We start from the raw sequence: 21,924 nt of genomic DNA, 5'->3' as shown, positions 1-21,924 counted from the left end.
GAGGGGCGAATGATGAGCTTGTCCGATAAGTTGCCGCAGACCAGTGATCGTTACGACATGATGCAGCGCTTCCGCTCGCGCGAGGCGTGGCACGTGATGAAGATCATGTCGGAGTTTGTCGACTCGGCCGAAGAACTGCAAGGCATCACGCCGGCAGTCAGCATCTTCGGCAGCGCCCGCACTCCGCGCGACCATCCCTATTATAAGCTGACCGAGGAAGTGGCCCGGCTTCTTTCTGATTCCGGTTTCTCGGTGATTTCCGGTGGCGGCCCCGGCATCATGGAAGCCGCCAACAAGGGCGCTTTTTATGGCAAGAGCCCGTCAGTGGCGCTGAACATCGTGCTGCCACACGAACAAAAGCCCAACGAATACCAGGATCTGTCGATCAAGTTCAACCACTTTTTCAGCCGCAAGGTCATGTTCGTCAAGCATGCCATTGCCTATGTGGTGATGCCGGGCGGCTTTGGCACGCTGGATGAAATGTTCGAGGCGCTGACGCTGATCCAGACCGGCAAGTCGCGCCCCATCCCCATCATTCTGTGCTGCAGCGAATTCTGGACCGGTCTGATCGACTGGGTAAAAAACCATCTGGTAAAAGAAGGTATGATCAACCCTGACGACGTGAACCTGATCCAGCTGATCGACGACCCCAGCCAGATCGTGGAAACCATTTTCAAGCACTACGAAACCCGCGGCTTCGAGGCTCTGCCGGAAGAACGCGAAAAACTGCTCAACCTGTAACGACACAGTCACCAAGGACCCATCATCATGCGCCGCTTCCTTGCCCTACTCGCCCTGCTGCCGCTGTCGGCCGCCTGGGCCGCAACACCGGCCCCCGCCACCATCCCGCCGCCGCCCACCATTTCGCAGGATGCCGCCGGCACGGCCGAGCCGGAAGTACGCATCATCCAGCGTGGCGACGACAAGATCGAGGAATACCGCCTCAATGGTCAGCTCTACATGATGAAAGTGACCCCCTCCATCGGTTTTCCCTATTACCTGATGGATGAAGAGGGCAATGGCAGCATGAAGCAGGTGGACCCGAATCGCCGCATCATCATCCCGCAATGGGTTCTCAAGCGCTTCTGAGGAACAGGCATGTCGGTTTACACCACCGTCAGCGATGACATGATGCAAAGCTGGCTGAGCCGCTATGCGCTCGGCCAGCTGGTCGAACTCAAGGGCATTGCCGCTGGCGTCACCAATACCAATTACTTTGTCACCACCACGCATGGCCGTTACGTCCTCACCATCTTCGAAACCCTGAAGCTGGAAGAACTGCCCTACTACCTGACGCTGATGAGCCATCTGGCGCGTCACGGCGTGGCCTGCCCGGCACCGCTGGCCGATCACACCGACCAGTTTGCCTCGCTCTTGGCCGGCAAACCGGCCTGTCTGGTGAGCTGCCTGTCCGGTGCCGACATCAGCCAGCCCAGCGCCGTGCAATGCCGGGCCGTGGGTGAAATGCTGGCCCAGATGCATGTGGCCAGCACCACCTTCCCGCACAAGATGGCCAATCCGCGTGGCCCGCGCTGGTGGAGCGAAACTGCCAGCGCCATGTATGCCTTCATGGACGAGGCCGACGCGGCCAGCCTGCGCCAGGAAATCCAGTTTCAGGACCAGCACCGCTTCGACCACCTGCCCAGCGGCGTGATCCATGCCGACCTGTTCAAGGACAATGTGCTGATGGACGGTGACAAGATTGCCGGCTTCATCGACTTTTACTACGCCTGCAACGACATCCTGTTGTACGACGTCGCCATTGCCTTCAACGACTGGACGCGGCTGGAAGACGGCAGCATCTGTCCGGAACGGGCCACTGCCTTTCTGGCTGGCTACCAGTTGGTACGCACACTGACGGCCGAGGAAGTGCGCGCCTGGCCGGTGATGTTGCGTGCCGCTGCACTGCGTTTCTGGACCTCGCGCCTGCTCGACCTCTATCAGCCCATGGCTGGCGAGCTGACCTACACCAAGGACCCGAAGGTATTCCAGCGTCTGGTGGAAGCCCATCGCCAGCGCAGTGACTTCTGGTTGTAAGAAGCTGCCGGCAGCCGTGCGCTGCCGCTAGCGGAAGCTGCCATGCGCACACCCTGCCCACGGCAGCTTCACATCCGGTTGAACGCCAGCATGCCGCGCGTCTGGCTCTTGTCCTTGTGATGAATGCGGTACAGGGTGCGATGCAAGGTGGGCAGCGGGGCCAGTACCGCCACCACCTGCCCGCTGTCCAGCAGCTCGCGCACCACATGCAAGGACAGGCAGCTGACTCCCAGCCCGGCGGCCACAGCCCGTTTGATGGCTTCGGAATGGCCCATTTCCATCACCTGGGCAAAGCCACCGACATGCGGCAGCAACAAGCGCTCCACTTCCTCGCGCGTGCCGGAACCGCTTTCGCGCAATACCCACTGCGCCTGCGCCAGCTGTGACAGGCTGACTGCCCCCTGCGCCAGCGGATGGCTGGCGGCGGCAAACACCACCAGGATATCGTCCTGCCATGGCTCGACCACGATGTCCGGATGGTGGCAGGGCCCTTCGATGAACCCCATGTCCACCTTGAAGCCGGCTACTGCCTCGACCACGTCGGCAGTATTGGCCACCAGCAATTCCACCCTGGCCTGCGGCTGCTGCAACTGGAAACGGGCAATCTGTTCCGGCAGCAGATAATTGGCAATGGTGGTGCTGGCAGCCAGCCGCACATGCATCGCCGCCTGGCTATTGAACAAGCGCTGCATATCCTGCGCCGCATCCAGCATGGCGCGGGCTCGCGGCAGCAGCAGCCGGCCGTGTTCGTTCAGCACCAGCCGCCGTCCCACGCGGTCGAACAGGGGCGCAGCCAGCCCGGTTTCCAGGGCTGCCAATGCCTGGCTGGCGGCTGACTGGGTCAGTGCCACCTGCTCGGCCGCCGCGGTGACCGTGCCCTGCTCGGTCACCGCCACAAATACTTCCAGTTCGCGCAAGCTCAAACGCAATGCCATCTGCCGCTCCTGTTGCGGCTGCTCACCAGACAAGGTGGCCAGCCGGATTGCACCCCACTCAATATATTAATTTTTCTAATTGTTTTCAGATATTTTATCCGTTTTTCAACTTTAATGCGGCGGCGTATCGTTCAGACATCGGGGCAAAGCGCCCTCACTTCTTGCAGGTAGCTCATCATGAACACACTACGTCAGCACACACCCGGCCTGCTGCTGGTCCTGGTTCTGGCACTGGGTTCGCTCCATGCCGCCGCACTGCCCTGGTTCAGCCAGCTGGGCCTGTCGGCGCTAACCATTGCCATCGTCGGCGGCATGGTGCTCGGCAACACCATCTATCCGCGCATCGCCCTGCCCAGCCACAGCGGCGTCACCTTTGCCAAGGGCCAGATCCTGCGCCTGGGCATCATTCTGTTCGGCTTCAAGCTGACGTTTCAGGACATCGCCGCAGTCGGCATCAGCGGCATCCTGATCGATGCCTGCGTGCTGAGCTCCACTTTTTTGCTGGCCTTCTGGCTGGGCCGGCGCAAGCTGGGGCTGGACGAGCAAAGCGTCATCCTGATCGGGGCCGGCAGCTCCATCTGCGGCGCAGCCGCCATCCTGGCCACCGAACCCGTGCTCAAGGCACATGCTGAAAAAGTAGCGGTGGCAGTAGCCACGGTAGTGGTCTTCGGCACCCTGGCCATGTTTCTGTACCCCCTGCTGTTCTCACTGGTCCAGACACTCGGCGTATCCGAATTTGCCTATGGCGTGTTTACCGGTTCCACCGTGCATGAAGTGGCACAGGCCGTGGCCGCCGGCCGTGCGGTCAGCGAGCAGGCCGCTACCAGCGCGGTGATTACCAAGATGATCCGGGTCATGATGCTGGCACCGTTTCTGGTGATCCTGTCGACCTGGCTGGCCCGTCGCCACCAATCTGGCAGCAAGGAGGCGCGCCGCATCACCATTCCGTGGTTTGCCCTGGGCTTTCTGGCCATGGCCGGTTTCAATTCGCTGCACTGGCTGCCGCAAGCCTGGGTGGCCCAGCTGATTGCGCTGGATAATCTGCTGCTGGCCATGGCCATGGGTGCCCTGGGCCTGACCACGCACTTTTCCGCCATCCGCCGCGCCGGCAGCAAGCCGATGTGGCTGGCCAGCGCCCTGTTTGCCTGGCTGCTGATTGGCGGCACGCTGATCAATAGCGGCATCAGCTATCTGGTTCACCTGATCTGAAACACTACGTGCAATAAAAAACCGCCCGGATTCGGGCGGTTTTGCTATGGCTGACTGGAAATCAGCACGGGCACTTTTTCATCGACTTGCCACCGTAACGCTCGCTCTGGCAGTGGGCGAAAAAGGCCTCGCGACTCATGACCGGGGCATTGGGGCTGCAACGGCGGCGGCTAGCGACATACTTGTCGTAGTCTTTCACCCCCACCATCAGCCGGGCTGCCTCGGCCAGCTGGCGCAACAACTCAGACATTGGCTTCTCCCTGACGATAGACCGCCGGCACTTCCTTGGTGGTGACCCACTTCACGGCCAGCGCCTTGCGGATGACATTGACCGAGAACACCAGCATGGCCACCACCACGGCAATGAACATGGCAGTCAGCGTGGCATCCACATAATCATTGAAGATGATCTGCTGCATTTGCGCCAGGCTCTTGGCCGGGGCCAGCACTTCACCCTTGGCCGCAGCGGTGGAGAACTTGTTGGCATGGGCCAGGAAGCTGATCTTGGGGCTGGCGTGGAACAGCTTCTGCCAGCCGGCCACCAGGGTAACGATCAGCAGCCAGATGGTGGGGACCGCAGTCACCCACACATAGCGCAGTTTTTGCATCTTGATCAGCACCACGGTGGCCAGGATCAGCGCAATGCCGGCCAGCATCTGGTTGGCAATGCCAAACAGCGGCCACAGGGTGTTGATGCCACCCAGCGGATCGACCACACCCTGATACAGGAAGTAACCCCAGCCCGCCACGGCCAGGCCGGTGGCGATCAGGTTGGCTCCCCAGGACTCGGTATTGGCCATGGGCTTGATGAAAATGCCCAGCAGATCCTGAATCATGAAGCGCAGCACGCGGGTACCGGCATCGATGGTGGTGAGGATGAACAGCGCTTCAAACAGGATGGCAAAGTGATACCAGAAGGCCATCATGGTCTTGCCGCCGATCACGCCGGACAGGATATGCGCCATGCCCACGGCCAGCGTCGGTGCGCCACCGGCGCGTGACAGGATGGTGGATTCGCCCACGTCCTTGGCCATTTGCGTCAGCACATCCGGGGTGATGACAAAGCCCCAGCTGGAAATGACTTGCGCCGCATCCACTGCGGTCTTGCCGATGACGGCGGCCGGGCTGTTCATGGCGAAGTACACACCCGGGTCCAGCACGCAGGCGGCGATCAGCGCCATGATGGCGACAAAGCTTTCCATCAGCATGGCGCCGTAGCCGATAACGCGGGCGTGGGTTTCGTTCTCGATCAGCTTGGGCGTGGTTCCCGAGGCCACCAGCGCGTGGAAACCGGACACGGCACCGCAGGCAATGGTGATGAACAGGAAGGGGAACAGGTTGCCGGCGAATACCGGGCCGCTGCCGTCGATGAACTTGGTCAGCGCCGGCATGTGCAGGTTCGGTGCCACGATCAGGATGCCGATGGCCAGACCGATGATGGTGCCGATCTTGAGGAAGGTGGACAGGTAGTCACGCGGAGCCAGCAGCAGCCACACCGGCAGTACCGAGGCCACAAAGCCGTAGCCGATCAGCACCCAGGCCAGCGTCGTGCCCTGCAGGGTGAACAGCGGTGCCAGCGTGGCGCTCTTGGCCACATCGCCACCGTAGACAATGGCCAGCATCAGCAGGACAAAGCCGATGACGGATATCTCGCCAATCTTGCCCGGGCGGATATAGCGGGTATAGATACCCATGAACAGGGCAATCGGAATGGTGCAGGCAATAGTGAAGCTGCCCCACGGGCTGCCAGTCAGCGCCTTGACCACCACCAGCGCCAGCACCGCCAGCAGGATGATCATGATCATCAGGATGCCGATGGAGGCAATCACCCCGGGAATCGGCCCCAGCTCCAGCCGGATCATTTCACCCAGCGACTTGCCGTCGCGGCGCATGGACAGGAACAGCACCAGGAAATCCTGTACTGCACCGGCCAGCATCACGCCGATCAGAATCCACAGCGTGCCCGGCAGATAGCCCATCTGCGCAGCCAGCACCGGCCCCACCAGCGGCCCCGCCCCGGCAATGGCGGCGAAGTGATGGCCAAACACCACCCACTTGTTGGTCGGCACGTAATCCAGGCCGTCATTGTGCCGTTCTGCCGGAGTCAGCCGTTTGGCATCCAGCTCCAGCACGGTCTTGGCAATAAAGCGGCCATAAAAACGGTAAGCGATGGAATACACCGACACCGCGGCCACCACCAGCCAGATGGCATTGACCGGCTCGCCGCGATTCAGTGCCACCACGGCAAAAGCGACGGCGCCCGCCAGGGCCACGGCAATCCAGATTGCCCATTCCTTTAAGCGTTGCATGTAATTTTCTCTGTCCTTGGTTGATCATGGGCCGCTGCTGAAGCCGGCCTGACTGCTTTGTATGTGCAGCGTCGATTCTGTCCGCATAAACCGGGAAATACAAGCCGGATGCCAGCCATGCCATACATGGTGATACTATTTCCCCCATTGATTTTCGCAGGCATGGCATGACACCCCACATTCTGATTATCGAAGACGACATTCATCTGGCGCAGCTGATCTCCGCCTACCTTGGCAAACACGGTTATCAGGTCAGCCTGCATGGTCGCGGCGATACCGCCGCCGATGTGATTCTGGACACCCGGCCAGACCTGGTGATTCTGGATGTGATGCTGCCGGGCAAAGAAGGCTTCGATGTCTGCCGCGAGGTCAGGCTGCGTTATCACGGCCGCATCCTGATCATGACGGCGCGGGATGAGGACGTGGACGAAATCCTCGGGCTGGAACTGGGGGCCGACGACTATCTGGCCAAGCCGGTAGAGCCACGCCGCCTGCTGGCACGGGTGCGCGCCCTGCTGCGCCGTGGCGTCGATGATGGCGACAGCAGCAATAGTGGCGACAACGATGAACTGGTGTTCGGCCAGTTCAACATCAGCCAGGGCACGCGTTCCGCCTATCTTTCCGGCGAAGAAATGGAACTGACCACTGCCGAATTCGACCTGCTGTGGCTGCTGGCCAGCCATGCCGGCCAGGTGCTGTCGCGCGACGACATCATGAACGAGCTGCGCGGCATCGGCTTTGACGGGCTGGACCGCTCCATCGATGCCCGCATCTCGCGCCTGCGCAAGAAACTGGGCGACAGCCCCGATTCGCCCACCCGCATCAAGACCGTGCGCGGCAAGGGCTACCTGTTTTCCCGTAGTGATTGGGAATGATGAGACTCCCCCTGTTGCGAACAGACAAGAAACAGCGCCTGGGCAAAACCTCGCTGGCTACGCTGTTTGCCCGCTATTTCATCATCGCCATGGCCGCCGAGCTGGCCATCATCATCGGTTTCGCCTTCATGCTGGGCAAGCTGTACCAGAATAGCGACAGCGAAAATGCCCGCCGCATGCTGGATGGTCCCGCCTCGCTGCTGGTGCAGGAACTGGAGCGGGTGCCACCTGCAGGACGCGCGCACATCCTGCCGCAACTGACCCGCCATTTCAGCTATCCGGTCAAGCTGATCGCCCAGCCACCGGCCGACCTCGACCCCGACAGCCGGCAGAACTTCGCTGCCGGCAAAACCTATCTCGATTTCGACAACAACCTGCTCTACATCCCGCTGCGGGACGAGCACCGCATGGTGTTGATGGGGCCGCTGGATGCCACCAGCAACAGCAATGACAGCGGCTGGATCACCGAAGACATCGAAGTGCTGCTGCTGTGGATCCTGTTTACCGGCAGCACGCTGGGGCTGCTGATTTACTTTTACCTGCGGCCGATGTGGCGCGATCTGGTGTCGGTACGCGACGCCGCCGAGCTGTTCGCCAACGGAGACTTCCATGTGCGCACGCCACAGGCGCACAGCCGGCTGTTCGCCCCCTTGTCCACCGCCCTCAACAGCATGGCGGCCCGGCTGGAGCGGCTGCTGGAAATGCATCAGGCCATGAGCCACGCCGTGGCGCATGAAATCCGCACCCCCATTGCCCGTTTGCGTTTTGGCCTGACCATGCTGGAAGAAGAAGAGGACGAGGCCGAACGTCAGCGCTACCGCGACGGCATGGAACGCGACATGCAGGAACTGGAAGAACTGATCACCGCCAGCATGGAGTACGCCAAGCTCAACCGGGGCGAATCCATCCTGCAACGGGAGCAGGTCGATCTGTACGACTGGTTCGACGACCTGCTCGATCTGGTCAACCCGCTGAAGCCGGCCACCCTCAATCTCTCCATGGATTGCGCGCGCGGCCAGGCCACCTTTGACCGCAAGCTGATCTATGTCGCCAGCCGCAACCTGCTGCTGAACGCCTTCAAATACGCCCAGCACCAGGTGCATCTGGTGGTAGAGCGCCATGGCAACATGCTGGAGATTCATGTCGACGACGATGGCCACGGCATTCCGCCGCAGGACTGGGAGCGGATTTTCGAACCCTTCCGCCGGCTGGACCGCAGCCGCGACCGCGCCACTGGCGGCTACGGTCTGGGACTGTCCTATGTCAGGCTGATTGCCGAGCATCACGGCGGCAATGCCTTTGCCAGCAAGAGCCCGCTGGGTGGTGCACGGCTGACCCTGCGCATTGCCCTCAGCTGAAAGAGTCACAGCCTGTCACAATCCTGTGACAGGAAACTGACAGACTGGCCGCTTTATCTTGGCCATACTGCAGGCTGTTCATTCTCCTGCCCGGAATCTTCCATGCCCTCACCTCGTCCCGCCGCCCTGTTGATTCATGGACTGGGTGGCACCGTTTACGACCTCGGCTCGCTGGGCCGCACCCTGGAAGAAGCCGGGATCGATACCCATGTCCCGCTGCTGCCTGGCCACGGCACCGTACCGGACGATCTGCTGGCAACCGGCTGGCAAGACTGGATAGCCAGCATGCGTGCCGAATACCGGGCGCTGAAACAGCGCCATGGCGTGGTGCATCTGGCTGGCGTCTGCCTGGGGGCACTGGTCGCGCTGGAAGTGGCGCGGCTGGAAAACCACCAGGACAAGCTGGCACTGTATGCGCCGCCGCTGTTCCTAGATGGCTGGAGCCTGCCGCGCCTGACCTGGCTGCGCAAGCTGGGCTATATCCTGCCGGGCATGGCCAATCGCATGCGCGTACCGGAAGCCGAGCCTTTCGGCATCAAGAACCAACGCATCCGCAAGCTGATCCAGCAACGCTTCGAACGTGGCGAACGCTTCCACTATCCCTATGTGCCGCTGGCCTGCATCCGCGAGGTAGACAAACTGCGCAAACAGCTGATGCCGCGGCTGCAGGAAATTACCTGCCCCACGCTGATCGTGCATGCCGACGAAGATGACATCACCAGCCCGCGCTCGGCCCGTCACTTGCAGGCCCACCTGGGTGGCGAAGTGGACTTCATGCCGCTGTCCGACAGCTATCACATGGTGCTGGTGGATAACGAACGCATGGCCGTGCTGGCCCGCAGTGTGGATTTCTTCCGGGCCCGTCCGGCCAGCAAGCCGCGCCCGGCCAGCAGCACACCGCCGCTGTGGCAGGGTGACGCGCTCACCGCCTGACCCCCTCCCTCGCATTTGCCGCCACCGGGCCGACACTGCCAGCAGTGCCGGCCCTTTGTCATTGCCGGCAGGCAAAGTTCCCCCGCTTCATCAATCGAAACAAACTGCGCCGCTTTGTCATGCAATGTCATCAAGCCGGCACAGCGCCGGCACATAGCCCAGACGCTAGCCGCACAGAGCTGCATCCTGGCTCTGGCACACTGTGTTCCATGCAAACAAGCCATGCCGCAGAAACCCCCGAGCCTGCGGCAAGGTGCTTGCTCTGTATCTGTTTAGGGTCTGGCAACGGGCCCGTTCTCCTCTGTCCTTTGTGTGACTTTGTGTAACCCGCCCCCTCAGGCGGGTTCTTTTTTTGTCCGCGCCGGGCGCTGCGGCGGCCGGGAATGGCTCTGCTACAATGCCAGCCACACCACCACCCAGGATATTACGATGAGCCACCCCCACGCCCATGATGTGAAAGCCTTTCTGCTGCAACTGCAAGACCGCATCTGCGCCGCACTGGAACAGGCAGACGGCAGGGGGCGCTTTGTCGAGGATGCCTGGCAGCGGCCCACAGGCGGTGGCGGGCGCAGCCGCGTGCTGAGCCAGGGCGCGGTATTCGAACAGGCCGGGGTGAATTTCTCTCATGTCAGCGGTGATGCGCTGCCGGCATCAGCCACCGCCCACCGCCCGGAACTGGCGGGCCGCCGTTTCGAAGCCATGGGCGTGTCGCTGGTGATTCACCCGGAAAACCCGCACGTTCCCACCAGCCACGCCAATGTGCGCTTTTTCATTGCCGAACAGGATGGTGCCGAGCCGATCTGGTGGTTTGGCGGCGGTTTCGACCTGACCCCCTACTACGGCGTGGAAGAAGACGTGGTCCACTGGCACAGCGTGGCACGCGAGCTGTGCCAGCCGTTTGGCGACACCGTGTATGCCGACTACAAGAAATGGTGCGACGAGTATTTCTTCCTCAAACACCGCAATGAAGCACGCGGCGTGGGCGGGCTGTTCTTTGACGATCTGAACCAGTGGGGTTTTGCCCGCTGCTTCGACTTCATGCAGGCCGTGGGCCTGGGCTTTGCCGAGGCCTACATCCCCATCGTGGACAAGCGCAAGGCCACGCCGTGGACCGAGGCGCAGCGCCAGTTCCAGCTCTACCGCCGTGGCCGCTATGTGGAATTCAATCTGGTATGGGACCGTGGCACGCTGTTCGGCCTGCAAACCGGTGGCCGTACCGAATCCATCCTGATGTCGATGCCGCCGCTGGTGCGCTGGGAGTATGGCTACCAGCCCGCCGAGGGCAGCGCCGAAGCCGAGCTGTACCAGCGCTTCCTGCCGGTACGCGACTGGGTCTGAGCAGGCTTATGCCACGCCGGGAGGCTGCCCCTGCAGGTCGAGACAGACCCGGTTGCGGCCCTCCTGCTTGGCGCGGTACATGGCATCATCGGCCCGTTTCAGCACGGCCTCGGCCTTGCTGTCGCTGGCCAGCACCACCGCACAACCCATGCTGGCGGTGACTTTATCCGGCAAACCCAGCTTGGCCCAGTTGAGCCGTTCCAGCTGCAGACGCAGACGCACGGCCGCCTTCATCGCGTCGCGCAGCTCGGTGGCCGGCAATACCAGCACAAACTCCTCGCCCCCCAGCCGCGCCACCAGATCCTGGTTGCGCAGCATGCGCCGCGCCAGCCGCACCAGCACTTTGAGCACCTCGTCGCCCACCGCATGGCCGAAGGTGTCGTTGATTCTCTTGAAGTGATCCAGGTCCACCATCACCAGCGAAAACACCTGTCCGCGCTCCTGGTAGTCCTGGTACAGCTGTGACAGCACTGACTGAAAAGCACGGTGATTCAAGGCGCCGGTGAGCGGGTCGTGTTCGGACAAGCGCCGCAGTTCGCGATTGAGCACCCAGGTACGGGTCAGCAAGGCCAGCGCCAGCCACAGCAGCAAGGCCGCCACGATGCCGGGTGCCGTTCCCTTGATGATCTCCAGCGCCAGCACGCCATTGGGCAGGTAATGCAGCACGCGCATGCCGGTATCGCCCACCGCAAACACCTTGACGTGGGCAGTGGGGCCGGCGAGGTAGTCGGCCATCACCGGCAGGCGCAACAGATTCTCCTGCGGCAAGGCCTGCTCGGTATTGGCCGCGACAATCTGGTTCTGGGCATTCAGCAGATACAGCTTGCCCAGCACATCGCCCGAGCTGCTCAATAGCTGATGCAGGGTGCTGATACTGACATCCATGTTCAGAGAGCCGTAAAAATGCCCTTCGGCCACAATGGGCTGGCCGATGGTCAGCATGGCACCCTTGCCCGCCTGATCGATATACACCGGGGTCATGATCCGCCGCCCTCCCGGATTCACTTCCGGCAGCACCATGCGCCAGAACACGCCGTTGGGCGTGGCCAGGCTGTAATGGAAATCGGCGGCAGGGGTAAACGGATAAAGGTAGATGAACTGCTGGCGTGACACGTAGTAGACCCAGGCCACACCATGGTCATCCAGATTGCGATAGGCGGCAGTCATCATCGGCGCCAGCCCCAGCGCCACGGCGATCTCGCGCTGGCGCGCCGGGTCCCGCTTGCCGGGCAGCACCAGCCCGGTCAGATTGCCGATCTGCTGATGACTGAGCGGTGGTGGCAAGCTGTCCAGCGAAAAATAGTTGCTCCCCGGCACATTGCGCAGCGCAGACAATTGCCCATCCACATCACGGGACTGCTCGCCCCATTGCAGCTCGCGCACGGCTTCGGCCTGAATGGTGTCGATAAAACCGGATATTTTCTCGAAATGCTGGCGGATGCCGACTACGGCACGGTGGGCGTACTGATCTGACAGACTAAGTGAGCGGGAATAGACATACCAGCCGTTGGAAACAACCAATAGCATGAACACCAGCGTTAATATGCCGCGAAAGGCCCGCTGGTGATCCAGCACCATTTCTCCCAACAGCATCCTACGCATATTGCCAACCCGCTTGCGACTCTCTCGACACGATAGCACTGTACTTTATATATGCTTACACGCTAACACGGGTGTTAGCAGAGCTGTACTTTGCGCGGTCGATTCACAAGCCGGCATTGAAAAAACGGGTCAGATTGACCCGTTTTTCCCACAACGCCCCCCCTGATCAGAGCGCGAGTTTGGCAATCGCTTCCTTGGCCGCATGAATCGCGGTCGCGCGCTTGTCGTCGCCCATATTGACCGCTTCAGCCCGTACAAACTCGATATCGCTGATGCCCAGAAAACCCAGCACGGTACGCAGGTAGTCTTCCTGGAAATCCATCAGCTGGCCCTGCTCGGTGGAGTAAACACCGCCACGGCTGGAGACGATCACCACTTTCTTGCCACCGGCCAGGCCTTGCGGGCCATTCTCGGTGTACTTGAAGGTGCGGCCGGCAGCGGCCACGCGGTCAATCCAGCTCTTCAGCTGCGACGGGATGGAAAAGTTGTACATCGGCGCACCAATCACCAGCACGTCGGCAGCCAGGAATTCTTCGATCAGCGCATTGCTCAGCGCGCTTTCGCTACGCTGGGTATCGGTCCAGTCGGCTTCGGCAGTGAAGTTGGCACCGATGATTTCGCCGGACAGATGGGCAATCGACTGGCTGGCCAGATCGCGATAGCTGACGTCAAGGGCGGCATGGCGTTGGCGCACGGCATCCACCACGGCGGCAGTCAGCTGACGGGAAACGGAGTTCTGGCCAAGAATGCTGGAATCAAGGTGTAGCAGTTTCATGATGGACTTCCTTTTTGTGCAGTTCGGTATGGGTGAATAGTAGTTTTTGCTACCAATCATGACTAGACTGCAAAAAAAGGAAACATTGTTCCACCCACAGGACAATCTCATGCAAGACCTCAACGACCTGCTGTATTTCGCCAAGGTGGTGGAGTTCGGTGGTTTCATGGCGGCCAGCCGCATGCTGGGCATACCCAAATCGCGGCTGTCGCGCCGGGTGGCCGAGCTGGAAGAACGCCTTGGCGTACGCCTGCTGCAACGTACCACGCGGCGGCTGGCACTGACCGAAGTCGGCAGCAGCTATTACCAGCATTGCCAGGCCATGCTGGCCGAGGCCGAGGCGGCGGATGATGCCATTGCCCGCATCACTGCCGAACCGCGTGGCCTGGTACGGGTCAGCTGCCCCGAGCTGCTGGCCAAGACCTTGCTGGCACCGGTACTGCCACGCTTCATGCTGCGTCATCCACAGGTACGGGTCAGCCTGGAAGCCACCAACCGGCGGGTGGATCTGATTGAGGACAATATCGATGTCGCCCTGCGCGTGCGCAACAGCCTGGACAACAGCGCCAATCTGGTGGTGCGCCAGCTGTCGGTCAGCCAGGTCATTCTGGTGGCCAGCCCGGACTTCATGCACCAGCATCCCATGCCGCAATCACCGGCCGATTTGCTCGCGCTGCCGGCGCTGACCATGAGCCGCCCGGATGGCCGTGGCCAGTGGCAGTTGCTGGACCAGGCCGGCCACACCTATAACCTGCAAATCGACAACCCGCGCCTGATGACCGACGACCTGCTGGTGCTGCTGGAGGCGGCCATCGCCGGCCTGGGCGTGGCAGCGCTGCCGGTGATGGTCTGTGACGAGGCCTTGGAGCAAGGACGCTTGCTGCGGCTGCTGCCAGAGTTCAACAGCCCCTGGGGTATTCTGCACGCGGCCTTTACCAGCCGGCGCGGCCTGTCGCCGGCCATCCGCGCCTTTATCGATTTTCTGGTAACCGACCTGATCCCACCGGGCCACCCCTCCTACCCGCCCGCCGGCTAGGACTGCCGACCGGCGCGCTGCGCCAGCAGGTAGGCATGCAGCTGGGCGGCCGTTAGCGGCCGGGCAAAATGATAGCCCTGGGCCTGCTCGCAGCCCATTTGCCGCAGCAGGTCAGCAATCTGCTGGCTTTCCACCCCTTCGGCCAGCGTCTGCAATTGCATCTTGCGCGCCATTTCGATGATGGCGCAGACGATATTGCCGTCGTCGGCATCTTCGGTCAGATGGCGGATGAAGGATTGATCGATCTTCAGCTTGTTGACCGACAGCCGCTTGAGATAAGCCAGGCTGGAATAACCGGTACCGAAGTCGTCGATGGCCAGTCTGACACCCAGTTCGCTCAGCCGCGACAGCGTGTGCAATACGGCCTCGGTCTGGTGCAGCAAGGTGGTTTCGGTCAGTTCCAGCTCCAGCAGCTGCGGCGGCAAGCCGCTGTGTGCCAGCGCCTCGGCCACGGTATGTTCCAGATTGCCGCGCTTGAACTGCACCGCCGAAATATTGACCGCCACGCACAGCGGGCGGTCATGCTCCTGCTGCCACTGCACCGCCTGGCGGCAGGCTTCGTGCAGCACCCACTCGCCCAGCGGCACGATCAGGCCACTGCTTTCTGCCATGGGGATGAACTCGGCCGGGGCAATCAGCCGCTCGCCATCCTGCCAGCGCACCAGCGCCTCCACCCCCAGCACCTGGCCATCGGCCAGCCTTACCTGCGGCTGATAGTGCAGCACAAACTGGCCGGCCTCCAGCGCGGCCATGAAATGGCTGCGCAAGCGCAATACCTGCTGCGCCTCGACATTCATCCGCTCGTCGAACAGGCGATAGGTGTTACGCCCGGCATCCTTGGCGTGATACATGGCGGTATCCGCTTTTTTCATCAGCGTGGTGAAATCCTCGCCATCGTCCGGATACAGGGCCACCCCGATGGAGGCCGAGGTGGACAGCTGATGGTTTTGCAGCAGGAAAGGCTGCTCCAGGCCATGCAGGAGGCGCCCAATCAGCAGTGCCAGCCCCTCCACCCCGCCCATGCCACGGATGCCGGGCAGCAACAGCAGGAACTCGTCCCCGCCCAGCCGGCAGGCGGTATCGTGCTCGCGTAGCAAGGACTGCAAGCGCTGTGCCACGGCTTGCAGCATCTCGTCGCCCACGTCATGCCCCAGCGAATCATTGATGGTCTTGAAGCCGTCCAGATCCAGGAACAGCATGGCCAGCCGCTCCTCGTGACGCTGCGCCAGGCCGGCCAGCTGGCAGAAGCGGTCTTCGGCCAGAATGCGGTTGGGCAGGCCGGTCAGCGCATCGTGATGAGCCAGAAAGGCGATCTGCTGCTGCTGCCGCTTGCGCTCGCCAATGTCCTGGAACAGCAGCACCGTGCCAACATTCTTGCCATCCTTGAGCAGCGGGTAGGCATCGTAACGCACGGCCAGCAGGCTGCCATCGGCCCGGGTGAACACGTCATCGGCCTCATGCACGCTCTGTCCTTGCCGCACGGCCTGGCGGATCAGGCAGTCTGTCGCCGGCAAGGGCCGGCCATCGGCCTGCCGGGCATGAATCAGGCCGGGCAGGTCCTGCTCGCGCAGGGTGGCTTCGTCGGCATGGCCCAGCAACTGACGGGCTGCCGGATTGGAAAACAGGTAGCGGCCTTGGCCATCCATGCCGCAGATGCCCTCGCCCACCGAATTGAACAATTGCAGGAAGCGGTCCTCGCTGGCCTGCAACTCGCCACTGGCATGCAGCCGCCGCTCTTCCGACCGGCGCAGGCGCTGCAGCAGCCAGGCCAGCAGCAACAAGCACAGCAAGGACACCACCACCGTACCCAGCAAGGTGGTATGCCACTGCGCCAGAAAATCATCGCTGGCAATGCCGGCCGCCACATAAAAGGGGAACTCCCCCACCCGCTTGAACGCGTAAACCCGCTCTACATGATCGATGGCAGCATGAAAACGAATGACGCCCTGCTGCTCGCCGGCTTCCACCCGCTGCTGCATGGGATTGTTATGCAAGGTCTGGTTGACGGTGCCCGGCCGGGCCGGATGGCGTAACACCAGCCGGCCATCGTCGCTGCGGCGAAAGGTAATCACGCCATGCGGCCCCAGATCCACCGCATCGAACAGCTGCTGGAAATAGCCGATATCCAGCGGCGCCATGGCGATACCGGCAAAAGCACCTTGCGGCGTGCGGATCGGCACTGCCATATACAGTTGCAGGATGCGATTGATACGGCCGGTGGTCACTTCGGAAAAAAACAGGGACTGCTGCGGATGCTGGCTCAGGGCGATGAAATAACTGCGGTCGCGCACATTGGCTTGTGGCAGCAAACGGTCCGAGGCATAGAGCACATTCCCCTCGGCATCAATCAGCCGCAGGCCGACGATTTCAGGAAAATGGCGAGCCGGCAAGGCCAGTTGCTGCTGCATGGTAGCGGCATATTGCGGCCGGGCGGCCAGCGACAAGGCCGCCAGTGGCGTGCGCTGGGCCAGTTCTTCCAGATTGGCCTGGGTACGACGCAGGGCCGCCTCCAGCCTGGCCTCCAGCACGGCCACCACATTGCGGGCATTCACTTCGGCCTGATGCTGTTTTTCGACATAAGCCGTGCCCAGCAGAAAAGCAATCAGCGCTGCCGTGCCCATGAACAGCAGCAGGAAAAACACCAGATAAATGCGTTGCGGACGCTGGATCATGAGCCAAAGAAGGGTGGTTGATGCCGAAAGCCATGTTAGCAAACCCTATCTGGCTGTCCTAGCAACTTCACCGTCATCCAGCTGACAAAAATCAAAGTGCCGGCACGAGACAAAATACAATGGCATGACTGGCCAGCACGGTCGATACAGAGCAGATTTTCCTCCCCAAGCAGCCAAGGCCTGCCGGCAAATTCACTGTGCTGCACAGCAGGTTTTTGACTATGCTGTGCCAGCACTTACCGCCCCCGTGATGTACTTTCAGCGACAAGGAGTTGCCTGTGAACGCAAGATGGATTGATATACCTGCCGCCGACGGCCAGACATTCAGTGCCTATCTGACATTACCACCCAGCGGCAGTGGCCCCGGCATTGTGCTGGTACAGGAAATCTGGGGGGTCAATGAACACATCCGCGCCGTGGCCGATCAATATGCCCTGGCCGGCTATGTGGTACTGGCTCCGGACGTGTTCTGGCGTCTTAGCCCCAGAGTGGATCTGGACTATGACGCGGCCGGCACCCAGCAAGCCTTTGGCTACTACCAGACCGTGGACACCGCGCAGGCGGCGGCGGATGTGGCCGCGACCGTGGCGCAGCTGCGCCAGCGCCCCGAGCTAACAGGCAAGGTAGCCACCCTGGGCTACTGCCTGGGCGGCCAGCTGGCTTTCCGTGCGGCGGCGCTGAGTCAGGCGGATGCGGCCGTGTGCTTTTACGGCGGCGGCATCGATCAGCACCTGGCGCTGGCCGCACAGATCAGCCAGCCCATTCTGTTTCACTATGCCGGTCAGGACGAGCACATCACGCCCAGCGCTGTTACCCAGGTCAAGGCCGCATTTTCCGGCAAGGACAATGCCGTATTCTTTGACTACCCGGCTGCCGGCCATGGTTTCAATTGCTGGGGCCGCCAGACTGCCTACAATCAATCCGCCGCGGCTCTGGCCACCGGCCGCACCCTGCAGTTCCTGGCCGAGCATCTGTAAGAACCTGTTTACCATTTGCGATACCCGGGTGCTCCTTCGCGCGCGAGAGCGTGAGCAGGTTCTCAGTGCCCGCCCGGCACACGGCGCTCAAGGTTGCCAGTCATGGTAGGGCTGGTGCACCGCAGTATAGGCGCGGGCCAGCTCACCACTGGCACGTGCCGCAGCAATCGCCTTGCTCAGCACCTGGTTGACATAATTGCCACGCTGGTTGCAGGAAAGAAAGATCACATCCGGGTAGTCATCGAAATGGGAGCGGTGCACATTTTCCAGCCGGAATTTGCGGATCAGGAAATCCGCCTCCTCCTGCGCCCAGATCACCCCGTCTATCCGCCCCTGATTGAGCATTTTGAGCGAGCGCTCCAGATCCACCACACTCTCGGTGTGAAAGCCCCAGTTGGTTGGCGGCGCGGCCAGCTGGTATTTGTTGAGATTGGCCATGTCCAGCACTGCGGCCTTGTCCAGTGGCCTGGCCTTGTTGCTGTACAGGACAAAGCTGACCTTGCCCAGCATCTCATGCCCAAACTGGTAAGGCGTCTGGCTATCCGCGCCATCACGGATTTTCATGATGGGGAAGCGGAAATCGGCATTCTGGTCGCTGATGTCCAGGTAAACCCGCCGCACCGGGGCGATGCTGAGGCTGATCCGCCCTGCGGGGTAGTACTTGTTCACCACCTTGATCAGATTGGCAAAGGGGCTGTCCACGGTGTTTTCCAGCACTTGCGGCAGAAACACTGCAATGCCGTGGATATCCGGCCGGTTGTAAGGTGCCGTACCATCCGGCGTGACCGTACCATTGCAAGCCTCTACCGGCAGCGGTAACAGGCCGAATATGAGCGCACCGCGCATGACCATTCGCCACATGTGTAAGCACCTTCAAGCTGCTTGCGATAATGCGTATTAGCATCAATCCGCCAACCGTGCTGGGCAAAATCAGCGCAAGCGCAATCCACGACGACACCGCAGCAGCCTAATCAAGCCAGGGATGTGCCGCCAGCCAGCGGCCCAGCTCATTGTCATTGGCGCACTGCAGTTTGCTGAAGATATTGGCGCGATGGGTTTCCACCGAGCGGTGGCCACAAGGCGGCACCAGGATGCGGGCGATCTCCTTGTTGGGCTGGCCCAGGCCGACCAGGCGTGCCACCTCGCGCTCACGTGGTGTCAGCTCGGCCCAGCGTTGCAGCGCCTGGGCGCGGGCGCGCGCCAGGGCAATGGCAGCAGGCAGCTTATCCAGCAGCTGCTGGGTATCCGGCTTTTCCACCCAGTCATAAGCCCCACGCCGCACGGCTTCCAGTGCCGTGGGGATATCACCGTGCGCCGACAGAAACAGGGTAACCAGTGGGCTGTGTGCCGCCAGCAGGCTGTCAAACACGCTCAGCCCGCTCATCCCGCCCAGGCGCAGGTCAAGAATCAGGCAGCCGGGCTGGCGCAGGTTGACCGCGTTAAGAAAGTCCTCGCCCGAGGCAAAGGCCTGTACCGCCAGCCCCTGGGAAAACAACAGCAGGATCAGCGAGCGGCGCAGTGCTTCGTCGTCGTCGACAAGGAACAGGGTCAGTGGCAAGTCCGTCATGCTTCAACCGGTAAGGTAAAGGTAAACACCGCACCACCGCTGGCGCGGTTGGCAACCGTCATCGCACCGCCATGCGCTTCGATGATGGTGCGGCAAATATTCAGCCCCAGGCCCAGCCCGTCTGGCTTGGTGGTAAAAAACGGGGCAAAAATCTGTTCGCGCTGCTCGGGGGGAATACCCGGCCCCGCGTCAGCCACGCTGACGGTCAAAACCTGCCCCACCCGCTGGCAGCTCAGTGTAATGGCGCGGCAGTGTGCTGGCTGGCCCTGCATGGCGTGCAGCGCATTGTGGATGAGATTGACCAGCACCTGCTCCAGCAATACCGTGTCGCCGCGCACCGGGGCCGCCGCATCGTCCAGCAGCAGCTGCAACTGTACGCGGTGGCGTTGCAATTCCGGCTTCAGCAGCATCGCCGCATGGGAGATGACATTCTCCATCCGCAGGCTTTCGTAGTGGGCCCGTTGCGGGTTGATGAACACCCGCACCCGCTTGACGATTTCACTGGCCCGCCGTGACTGCTCGACGATTTCGTCGAGGGTGCCGGCCAGCATGTCGGTAGCCCCCTGCGCCGCCAGCGCACGAGCGGCAACGGCAAAATTGGACAGCGCCATCAGCGGCTGGTTAAGTTCGTGCGCCAGGGTGGAGGCCATTTCACCCACGCTGGCCAGCCGGGCACTGCGTGCCAGTTGCAGCTCCTGGTCGCGCTGGCGGGCTTCGGCCTGCTTTTGCGCGGTAATGTCCACCACCGAGCTCATCCAGCCACGGTGCACGCCCTGTGCATCCACCAGCGGTGCGGTGTACACCATGGTCATCACATCCCGTCCGTCCTTGTGGCGGATGCGTGATTCGAAACCCTGCGGGGCAGCACGCCCCTGCAGCACTTCGTCGCTCTCGCGCGCCTGTTTTTCCAGATCATCCGGATGCCAGTAGGGATAAGGCGGCCGGCGCCCCAGCAACTCTTCCGGCGCATAGCCGACCATGGCACAGAGTGCCGGATTGACATAGATGATGGTGCCCGCCGGATCCCTGGCCCGCATGCCTACCAGCAAGGAGTCTTCCATCGCCTTGCGGAAGGTGTGTGCCTCTTCCAGATCGCGCGTGCGCTCCTCCACCCGCCGCTCCAGTTCCAGCCGCGCGGCGCGCTGCTCGACAAAGCGCTTCTCGCGCAGCCGCCAGTACAGTATGCCCAGCAACAGCAGCGCCACCGCCAGGGCGCTGAGCATCAGCGCCGCCTGCCGTGCCTGCGCGACTTCCTTCATGTCGGTCGTGACCGTCAGGGTCCAGCCCAGTTCTGGCAACGGGGTATCGAGCGCAAACAGCGCGCGGCGCTGGCCTTGCACCGTGGTATGCAGGACAAACCCTGCCCCGTCAGCGACCGGCTCGCGCTGCCAAGGCAGCACGGCAAAGCGCTCGCGGCTGCCATATTGGCGATGGCCGGTAATCCAGCGCACATCAGCCGGCGGCACCGGCTGGATACTCTGAAACAGCCATTCGGGCACCGCGCTTAGAAAGACAATGCCATGGCCATCGCGCAGCACCACCGGGTCGCTGCCACGCATCCACGCGGCCTGCAAAGGCTCCAGGCTGATCTTGACCACCACCACGCCCAGGATGACGCCCTGTACCCGCACCGGCTCGGCAATGAACAGGCCCGACTGCCCGGTGGTCAGGCCAAGACCGTAAAACAGCCCCCGCCGGCCATGCAGGGCATCTTCGAAATAGGGCCGCTGCCGATAAGACTGGCCGACAAAGCTCGACGGCAGCTGCCAGTTACTGGCGGCAAGCGTCAGCCCGCCACGGTCGATGAGAAACAAGGCGGCCGCTCCGGTGGTGCGCTGCAGATCGGCAAAGTAGGCATTGACCCGGCCCTGCAAGGCGGCATCCTGCGGGGTGTCGAGCAGGTTTTGTACGTCGGGCTGGCGGGCGGCGGCATAGGGCAGAAAATCGTGTTTCTCCACCAGGCCACGCAGACCCAGCACATGTGCAGCGGCGGCCTGGCGCAAGGCCACCGTTTTGGATTGCATCTCATGCTGCGCGGCCCAGTTGCCCGATGCCACGATCAGAACGAGTGCGCCGGCCAGCGTGATCAGCCTGCGCCAGTGGCGTGCATTGAACCAGGCAAGCATGGCATTTCCCACAAGGCAGAGCAGACGAACATAACAGCTGCCCCCACGCTTTGGAACACTTCTCCGTAGTCTTACGGAGAAGCATGCGACGAAGTTGCGGATGCTCGCCCGGCCCGTGGCTGCGATAGTAAAAGGCCAAAAACGGGGGAAACATGCCATCTCCCGCACAACAAAG

Annotated in this window: 19 protein-coding genes; 10 read left to right on the top strand and 9 right to left on the bottom strand. The window is 61.9% G+C overall.

Annotated features, from left to right (window positions below):
* Positions 1-12: 12 nt before the first annotated feature.
* Genes DBR44_RS13450 through thrB form a run of 3 tightly spaced genes read left to right on the top strand, consistent with a single transcriptional unit; the run spans position 13 to position 2,037 of the window.
* A complete protein-coding gene (locus DBR44_RS13450) occupies positions 13-741 on the top strand; it encodes a TIGR00730 family Rossman fold protein (protein ID WP_124644620.1) in 729 nt (242 codons plus the stop codon).
* A gap of 27 nt (positions 742-768) precedes the next feature.
* Positions 769-1,089, top strand: a complete 321-nt coding sequence (locus DBR44_RS13445; RefSeq protein ID WP_124644549.1) for a DUF2782 domain-containing protein — start codon at positions 769-771, stop codon at positions 1,087-1,089.
* 9 nt (positions 1,090-1,098) lie between these two features.
* A complete protein-coding gene (gene thrB / locus DBR44_RS13440; protein WP_124644548.1) occupies positions 1,099-2,037 on the top strand; it encodes a homoserine kinase in 939 nt (312 codons plus the stop codon).
* Between the two features lie 68 nt (positions 2,038-2,105).
* Here the strand turns inward: thrB and DBR44_RS13435 are convergent, their stop codons facing one another.
* Positions 2,106-2,972, bottom strand: coding sequence for a LysR family transcriptional regulator (locus DBR44_RS13435; RefSeq protein ID WP_124644547.1), 867 nt, complete (start codon positions 2,970-2,972; stop codon positions 2,106-2,108).
* A gap of 177 nt (positions 2,973-3,149) precedes the next feature.
* Between DBR44_RS13435 and DBR44_RS13430 the strand changes: the two genes are divergently transcribed.
* Positions 3,150-4,181 carry a YeiH family protein gene (locus tag DBR44_RS13430; RefSeq protein WP_124644546.1) on the top strand — a complete coding sequence of 344 codons (1,032 nt, stop codon included), beginning with the start codon at positions 3,150-3,152 and terminating at the stop codon, positions 4,179-4,181.
* 61 nt (positions 4,182-4,242) lie between these two features.
* Here DBR44_RS13430 and DBR44_RS13425 read toward each other — a convergent pair whose 3' ends face one another.
* Together DBR44_RS13425 and DBR44_RS13420 are read right to left on the bottom strand one after the other, a co-directional pair.
* Positions 4,243-4,431: a YbdD/YjiX family protein gene (locus DBR44_RS13425; protein WP_124644545.1), complete on the bottom strand. Its 189-nt coding sequence runs from the start codon at positions 4,429-4,431 to the stop codon at positions 4,243-4,245.
* The gene (locus tag DBR44_RS13420; RefSeq protein WP_124644544.1) at positions 4,424-6,490 is read right to left on the bottom strand and encodes a carbon starvation CstA family protein; all 2,067 of its coding nucleotides are present in this window, start codon (positions 6,488-6,490) and stop codon (positions 4,424-4,426) included. Before DBR44_RS13420 ends, DBR44_RS13425 begins: the two co-directional genes overlap by 8 nt.
* A 167-nt stretch (positions 6,491-6,657) precedes the next feature.
* Here DBR44_RS13420 and DBR44_RS13415 point away from each other — a divergent pair, with 167 nt between their 5' ends.
* The 4 genes from DBR44_RS13415 (at position 6,658) to hemF (ending at position 10,994) form a co-directional block, all read left to right on the top strand.
* Positions 6,658-7,365 carry a winged helix-turn-helix domain-containing protein gene (locus DBR44_RS13415; RefSeq protein ID WP_124644543.1) on the top strand — a complete coding sequence of 236 codons (708 nt, stop codon included), beginning with the start codon at positions 6,658-6,660 and terminating at the stop codon, positions 7,363-7,365.
* Positions 7,362-8,723 (top strand): ATP-binding protein, encoded by a 1,362-nt coding sequence (locus DBR44_RS13410; protein ID WP_233578550.1) that lies wholly within the window; start codon positions 7,362-7,364, stop codon positions 8,721-8,723. Before DBR44_RS13415 ends, DBR44_RS13410 begins: the two co-directional genes overlap by 4 nt.
* 102 nt (positions 8,724-8,825) lie before the next feature.
* Entirely contained in the window at positions 8,826-9,656 is an 831-nt protein-coding gene (locus tag DBR44_RS13405; RefSeq protein ID WP_124644542.1) for a carboxylesterase, read from the top strand.
* A 429-nt stretch (positions 9,657-10,085) separates the two neighbouring features.
* The gene (gene hemF, locus DBR44_RS13400) at positions 10,086-10,994 is read left to right on the top strand and encodes an oxygen-dependent coproporphyrinogen oxidase (protein WP_124644541.1); all 909 of its coding nucleotides are present in this window, start codon (positions 10,086-10,088) and stop codon (positions 10,992-10,994) included.
* Between the two features lie 6 nt (positions 10,995-11,000).
* On the opposite strand, the gene DBR44_RS13395 is transcribed toward hemF, so the two are convergent.
* Positions 11,001-12,596: a sensor domain-containing diguanylate cyclase gene (locus tag DBR44_RS13395; RefSeq protein WP_124644540.1), complete on the bottom strand. Its 1,596-nt coding sequence runs from the start codon at positions 12,594-12,596 to the stop codon at positions 11,001-11,003.
* 166 nt (positions 12,597-12,762) lie between these two features.
* Entirely contained in the window at positions 12,763-13,371 is a 609-nt protein-coding gene (locus tag DBR44_RS13390; protein WP_124644539.1) for an FMN-dependent NADH-azoreductase, read from the bottom strand.
* 109 nt (positions 13,372-13,480) lie between these two features.
* Here DBR44_RS13390 and DBR44_RS13385 point away from each other — a divergent pair, with 109 nt between their 5' ends.
* Positions 13,481-14,407, top strand: coding sequence for a LysR substrate-binding domain-containing protein (locus DBR44_RS13385; RefSeq protein WP_124644538.1), 927 nt, complete (start codon positions 13,481-13,483; stop codon positions 14,405-14,407).
* Here the strand turns inward: DBR44_RS13385 and DBR44_RS13380 are convergent.
* Complete coding sequence (locus DBR44_RS13380; protein ID WP_124644537.1) at positions 14,404-17,079, bottom strand: EAL domain-containing protein; 2,676 nt, start codon at positions 17,077-17,079, stop codon at positions 14,404-14,406. The genes DBR44_RS13385 and DBR44_RS13380 overlap by 4 nt on opposite strands.
* A 278-nt stretch (positions 17,080-17,357) precedes the next feature.
* Here DBR44_RS13380 and DBR44_RS13375 point away from each other — a divergent pair, with 278 nt between their 5' ends.
* Positions 17,358-18,056, top strand: a complete 699-nt coding sequence (locus DBR44_RS13375) for a dienelactone hydrolase family protein (RefSeq protein WP_124644536.1) — start codon at positions 17,358-17,360, stop codon at positions 18,054-18,056.
* Between the two features lie 87 nt (positions 18,057-18,143).
* Here DBR44_RS13375 and DBR44_RS13370 read toward each other — a convergent pair whose 3' ends face one another.
* The 3 genes from DBR44_RS13370 to DBR44_RS13360 all read right to left on the bottom strand — a co-directional run bounded on the left by DBR44_RS13370 (position 18,144) and on the right by DBR44_RS13360 (position 21,749).
* Positions 18,144-18,917, bottom strand: a complete 774-nt coding sequence (locus tag DBR44_RS13370; RefSeq protein ID WP_124644535.1) for a hypothetical protein — start codon at positions 18,915-18,917, stop codon at positions 18,144-18,146.
* Positions 18,918-19,023: 106 nt separating this feature from the next.
* Positions 19,024-19,623, bottom strand: coding sequence for a response regulator transcription factor (locus tag DBR44_RS13365; protein WP_124644534.1), 600 nt, complete (start codon positions 19,621-19,623; stop codon positions 19,024-19,026).
* Positions 19,620-21,749, bottom strand: a complete 2,130-nt coding sequence (locus DBR44_RS13360) for an ATP-binding protein (protein WP_199731053.1) — start codon at positions 21,747-21,749, stop codon at positions 19,620-19,622. The genes DBR44_RS13365 and DBR44_RS13360 overlap by 4 nt, the downstream gene beginning before the upstream one ends.
* Between the last annotated feature and the right edge of the window lie 175 nt (positions 21,750-21,924).

The organism is Aquitalea sp. FJL05, from assembly GCF_003852595.1.
Taxonomy (GTDB): domain Bacteria; phylum Pseudomonadota; class Gammaproteobacteria; order Burkholderiales; family Chromobacteriaceae; genus Aquitalea; species Aquitalea aquatilis.
The sequence above is the reverse complement of the archived record's forward strand: the minus strand, read 5'-3'. Positions and strand labels throughout refer to the sequence as shown.

Coding starts and splice junctions, on each gene's coding strand:
- DBR44_RS13380 (WP_124644537.1), bottom strand. CDS start 17,079: ATGATCCAGCGTCCGCAACGCATTTATCTGGTGTTTTTCCTGCTGCTG.
- hemF (WP_124644541.1), top strand. CDS start 10,086: ATGAGCCACCCCCACGCCCATGATGTGAAAGCCTTTCTGCTGCAACTG.
- DBR44_RS13360 (WP_199731053.1), bottom strand. CDS start 21,749: ATGCTTGCCTGGTTCAATGCACGCCACTGGCGCAGGCTGATCACGCTG.
- DBR44_RS13415 (WP_124644543.1), top strand. CDS start 6,658: ATGACACCCCACATTCTGATTATCGAAGACGACATTCATCTGGCGCAG.
- DBR44_RS13425 (WP_124644545.1), bottom strand. CDS start 4,431: ATGTCTGAGTTGTTGCGCCAGCTGGCCGAGGCAGCCCGGCTGATGGTG.
- DBR44_RS13435 (WP_124644547.1), bottom strand. CDS start 2,972: ATGGCATTGCGTTTGAGCTTGCGCGAACTGGAAGTATTTGTGGCGGTG.
- DBR44_RS13390 (WP_124644539.1), bottom strand. CDS start 13,371: ATGAAACTGCTACACCTTGATTCCAGCATTCTTGGCCAGAACTCCGTT.
- DBR44_RS13365 (WP_124644534.1), bottom strand. CDS start 19,623: ATGACGGACTTGCCACTGACCCTGTTCCTTGTCGACGACGACGAAGCA.
- DBR44_RS13395 (WP_124644540.1), bottom strand. CDS start 12,596: ATGCGTAGGATGCTGTTGGGAGAAATGGTGCTGGATCACCAGCGGGCC.
- DBR44_RS13450 (WP_124644620.1), top strand. CDS start 13: ATGAGCTTGTCCGATAAGTTGCCGCAGACCAGTGATCGTTACGACATG.
- DBR44_RS13420 (WP_124644544.1), bottom strand. CDS start 6,490: ATGCAACGCTTAAAGGAATGGGCAATCTGGATTGCCGTGGCCCTGGCG.
- DBR44_RS13405 (WP_124644542.1), top strand. CDS start 8,826: ATGCCCTCACCTCGTCCCGCCGCCCTGTTGATTCATGGACTGGGTGGC.
- DBR44_RS13370 (WP_124644535.1), bottom strand. CDS start 18,917: ATGTGGCGAATGGTCATGCGCGGTGCGCTCATATTCGGCCTGTTACCG.
- DBR44_RS13385 (WP_124644538.1), top strand. CDS start 13,481: ATGCAAGACCTCAACGACCTGCTGTATTTCGCCAAGGTGGTGGAGTTC.
- DBR44_RS13410 (WP_233578550.1), top strand. CDS start 7,362: ATGATGAGACTCCCCCTGTTGCGAACAGACAAGAAACAGCGCCTGGGC.
- DBR44_RS13430 (WP_124644546.1), top strand. CDS start 3,150: ATGAACACACTACGTCAGCACACACCCGGCCTGCTGCTGGTCCTGGTT.
- DBR44_RS13445 (WP_124644549.1), top strand. CDS start 769: ATGCGCCGCTTCCTTGCCCTACTCGCCCTGCTGCCGCTGTCGGCCGCC.
- thrB (WP_124644548.1), top strand. CDS start 1,099: ATGTCGGTTTACACCACCGTCAGCGATGACATGATGCAAAGCTGGCTG.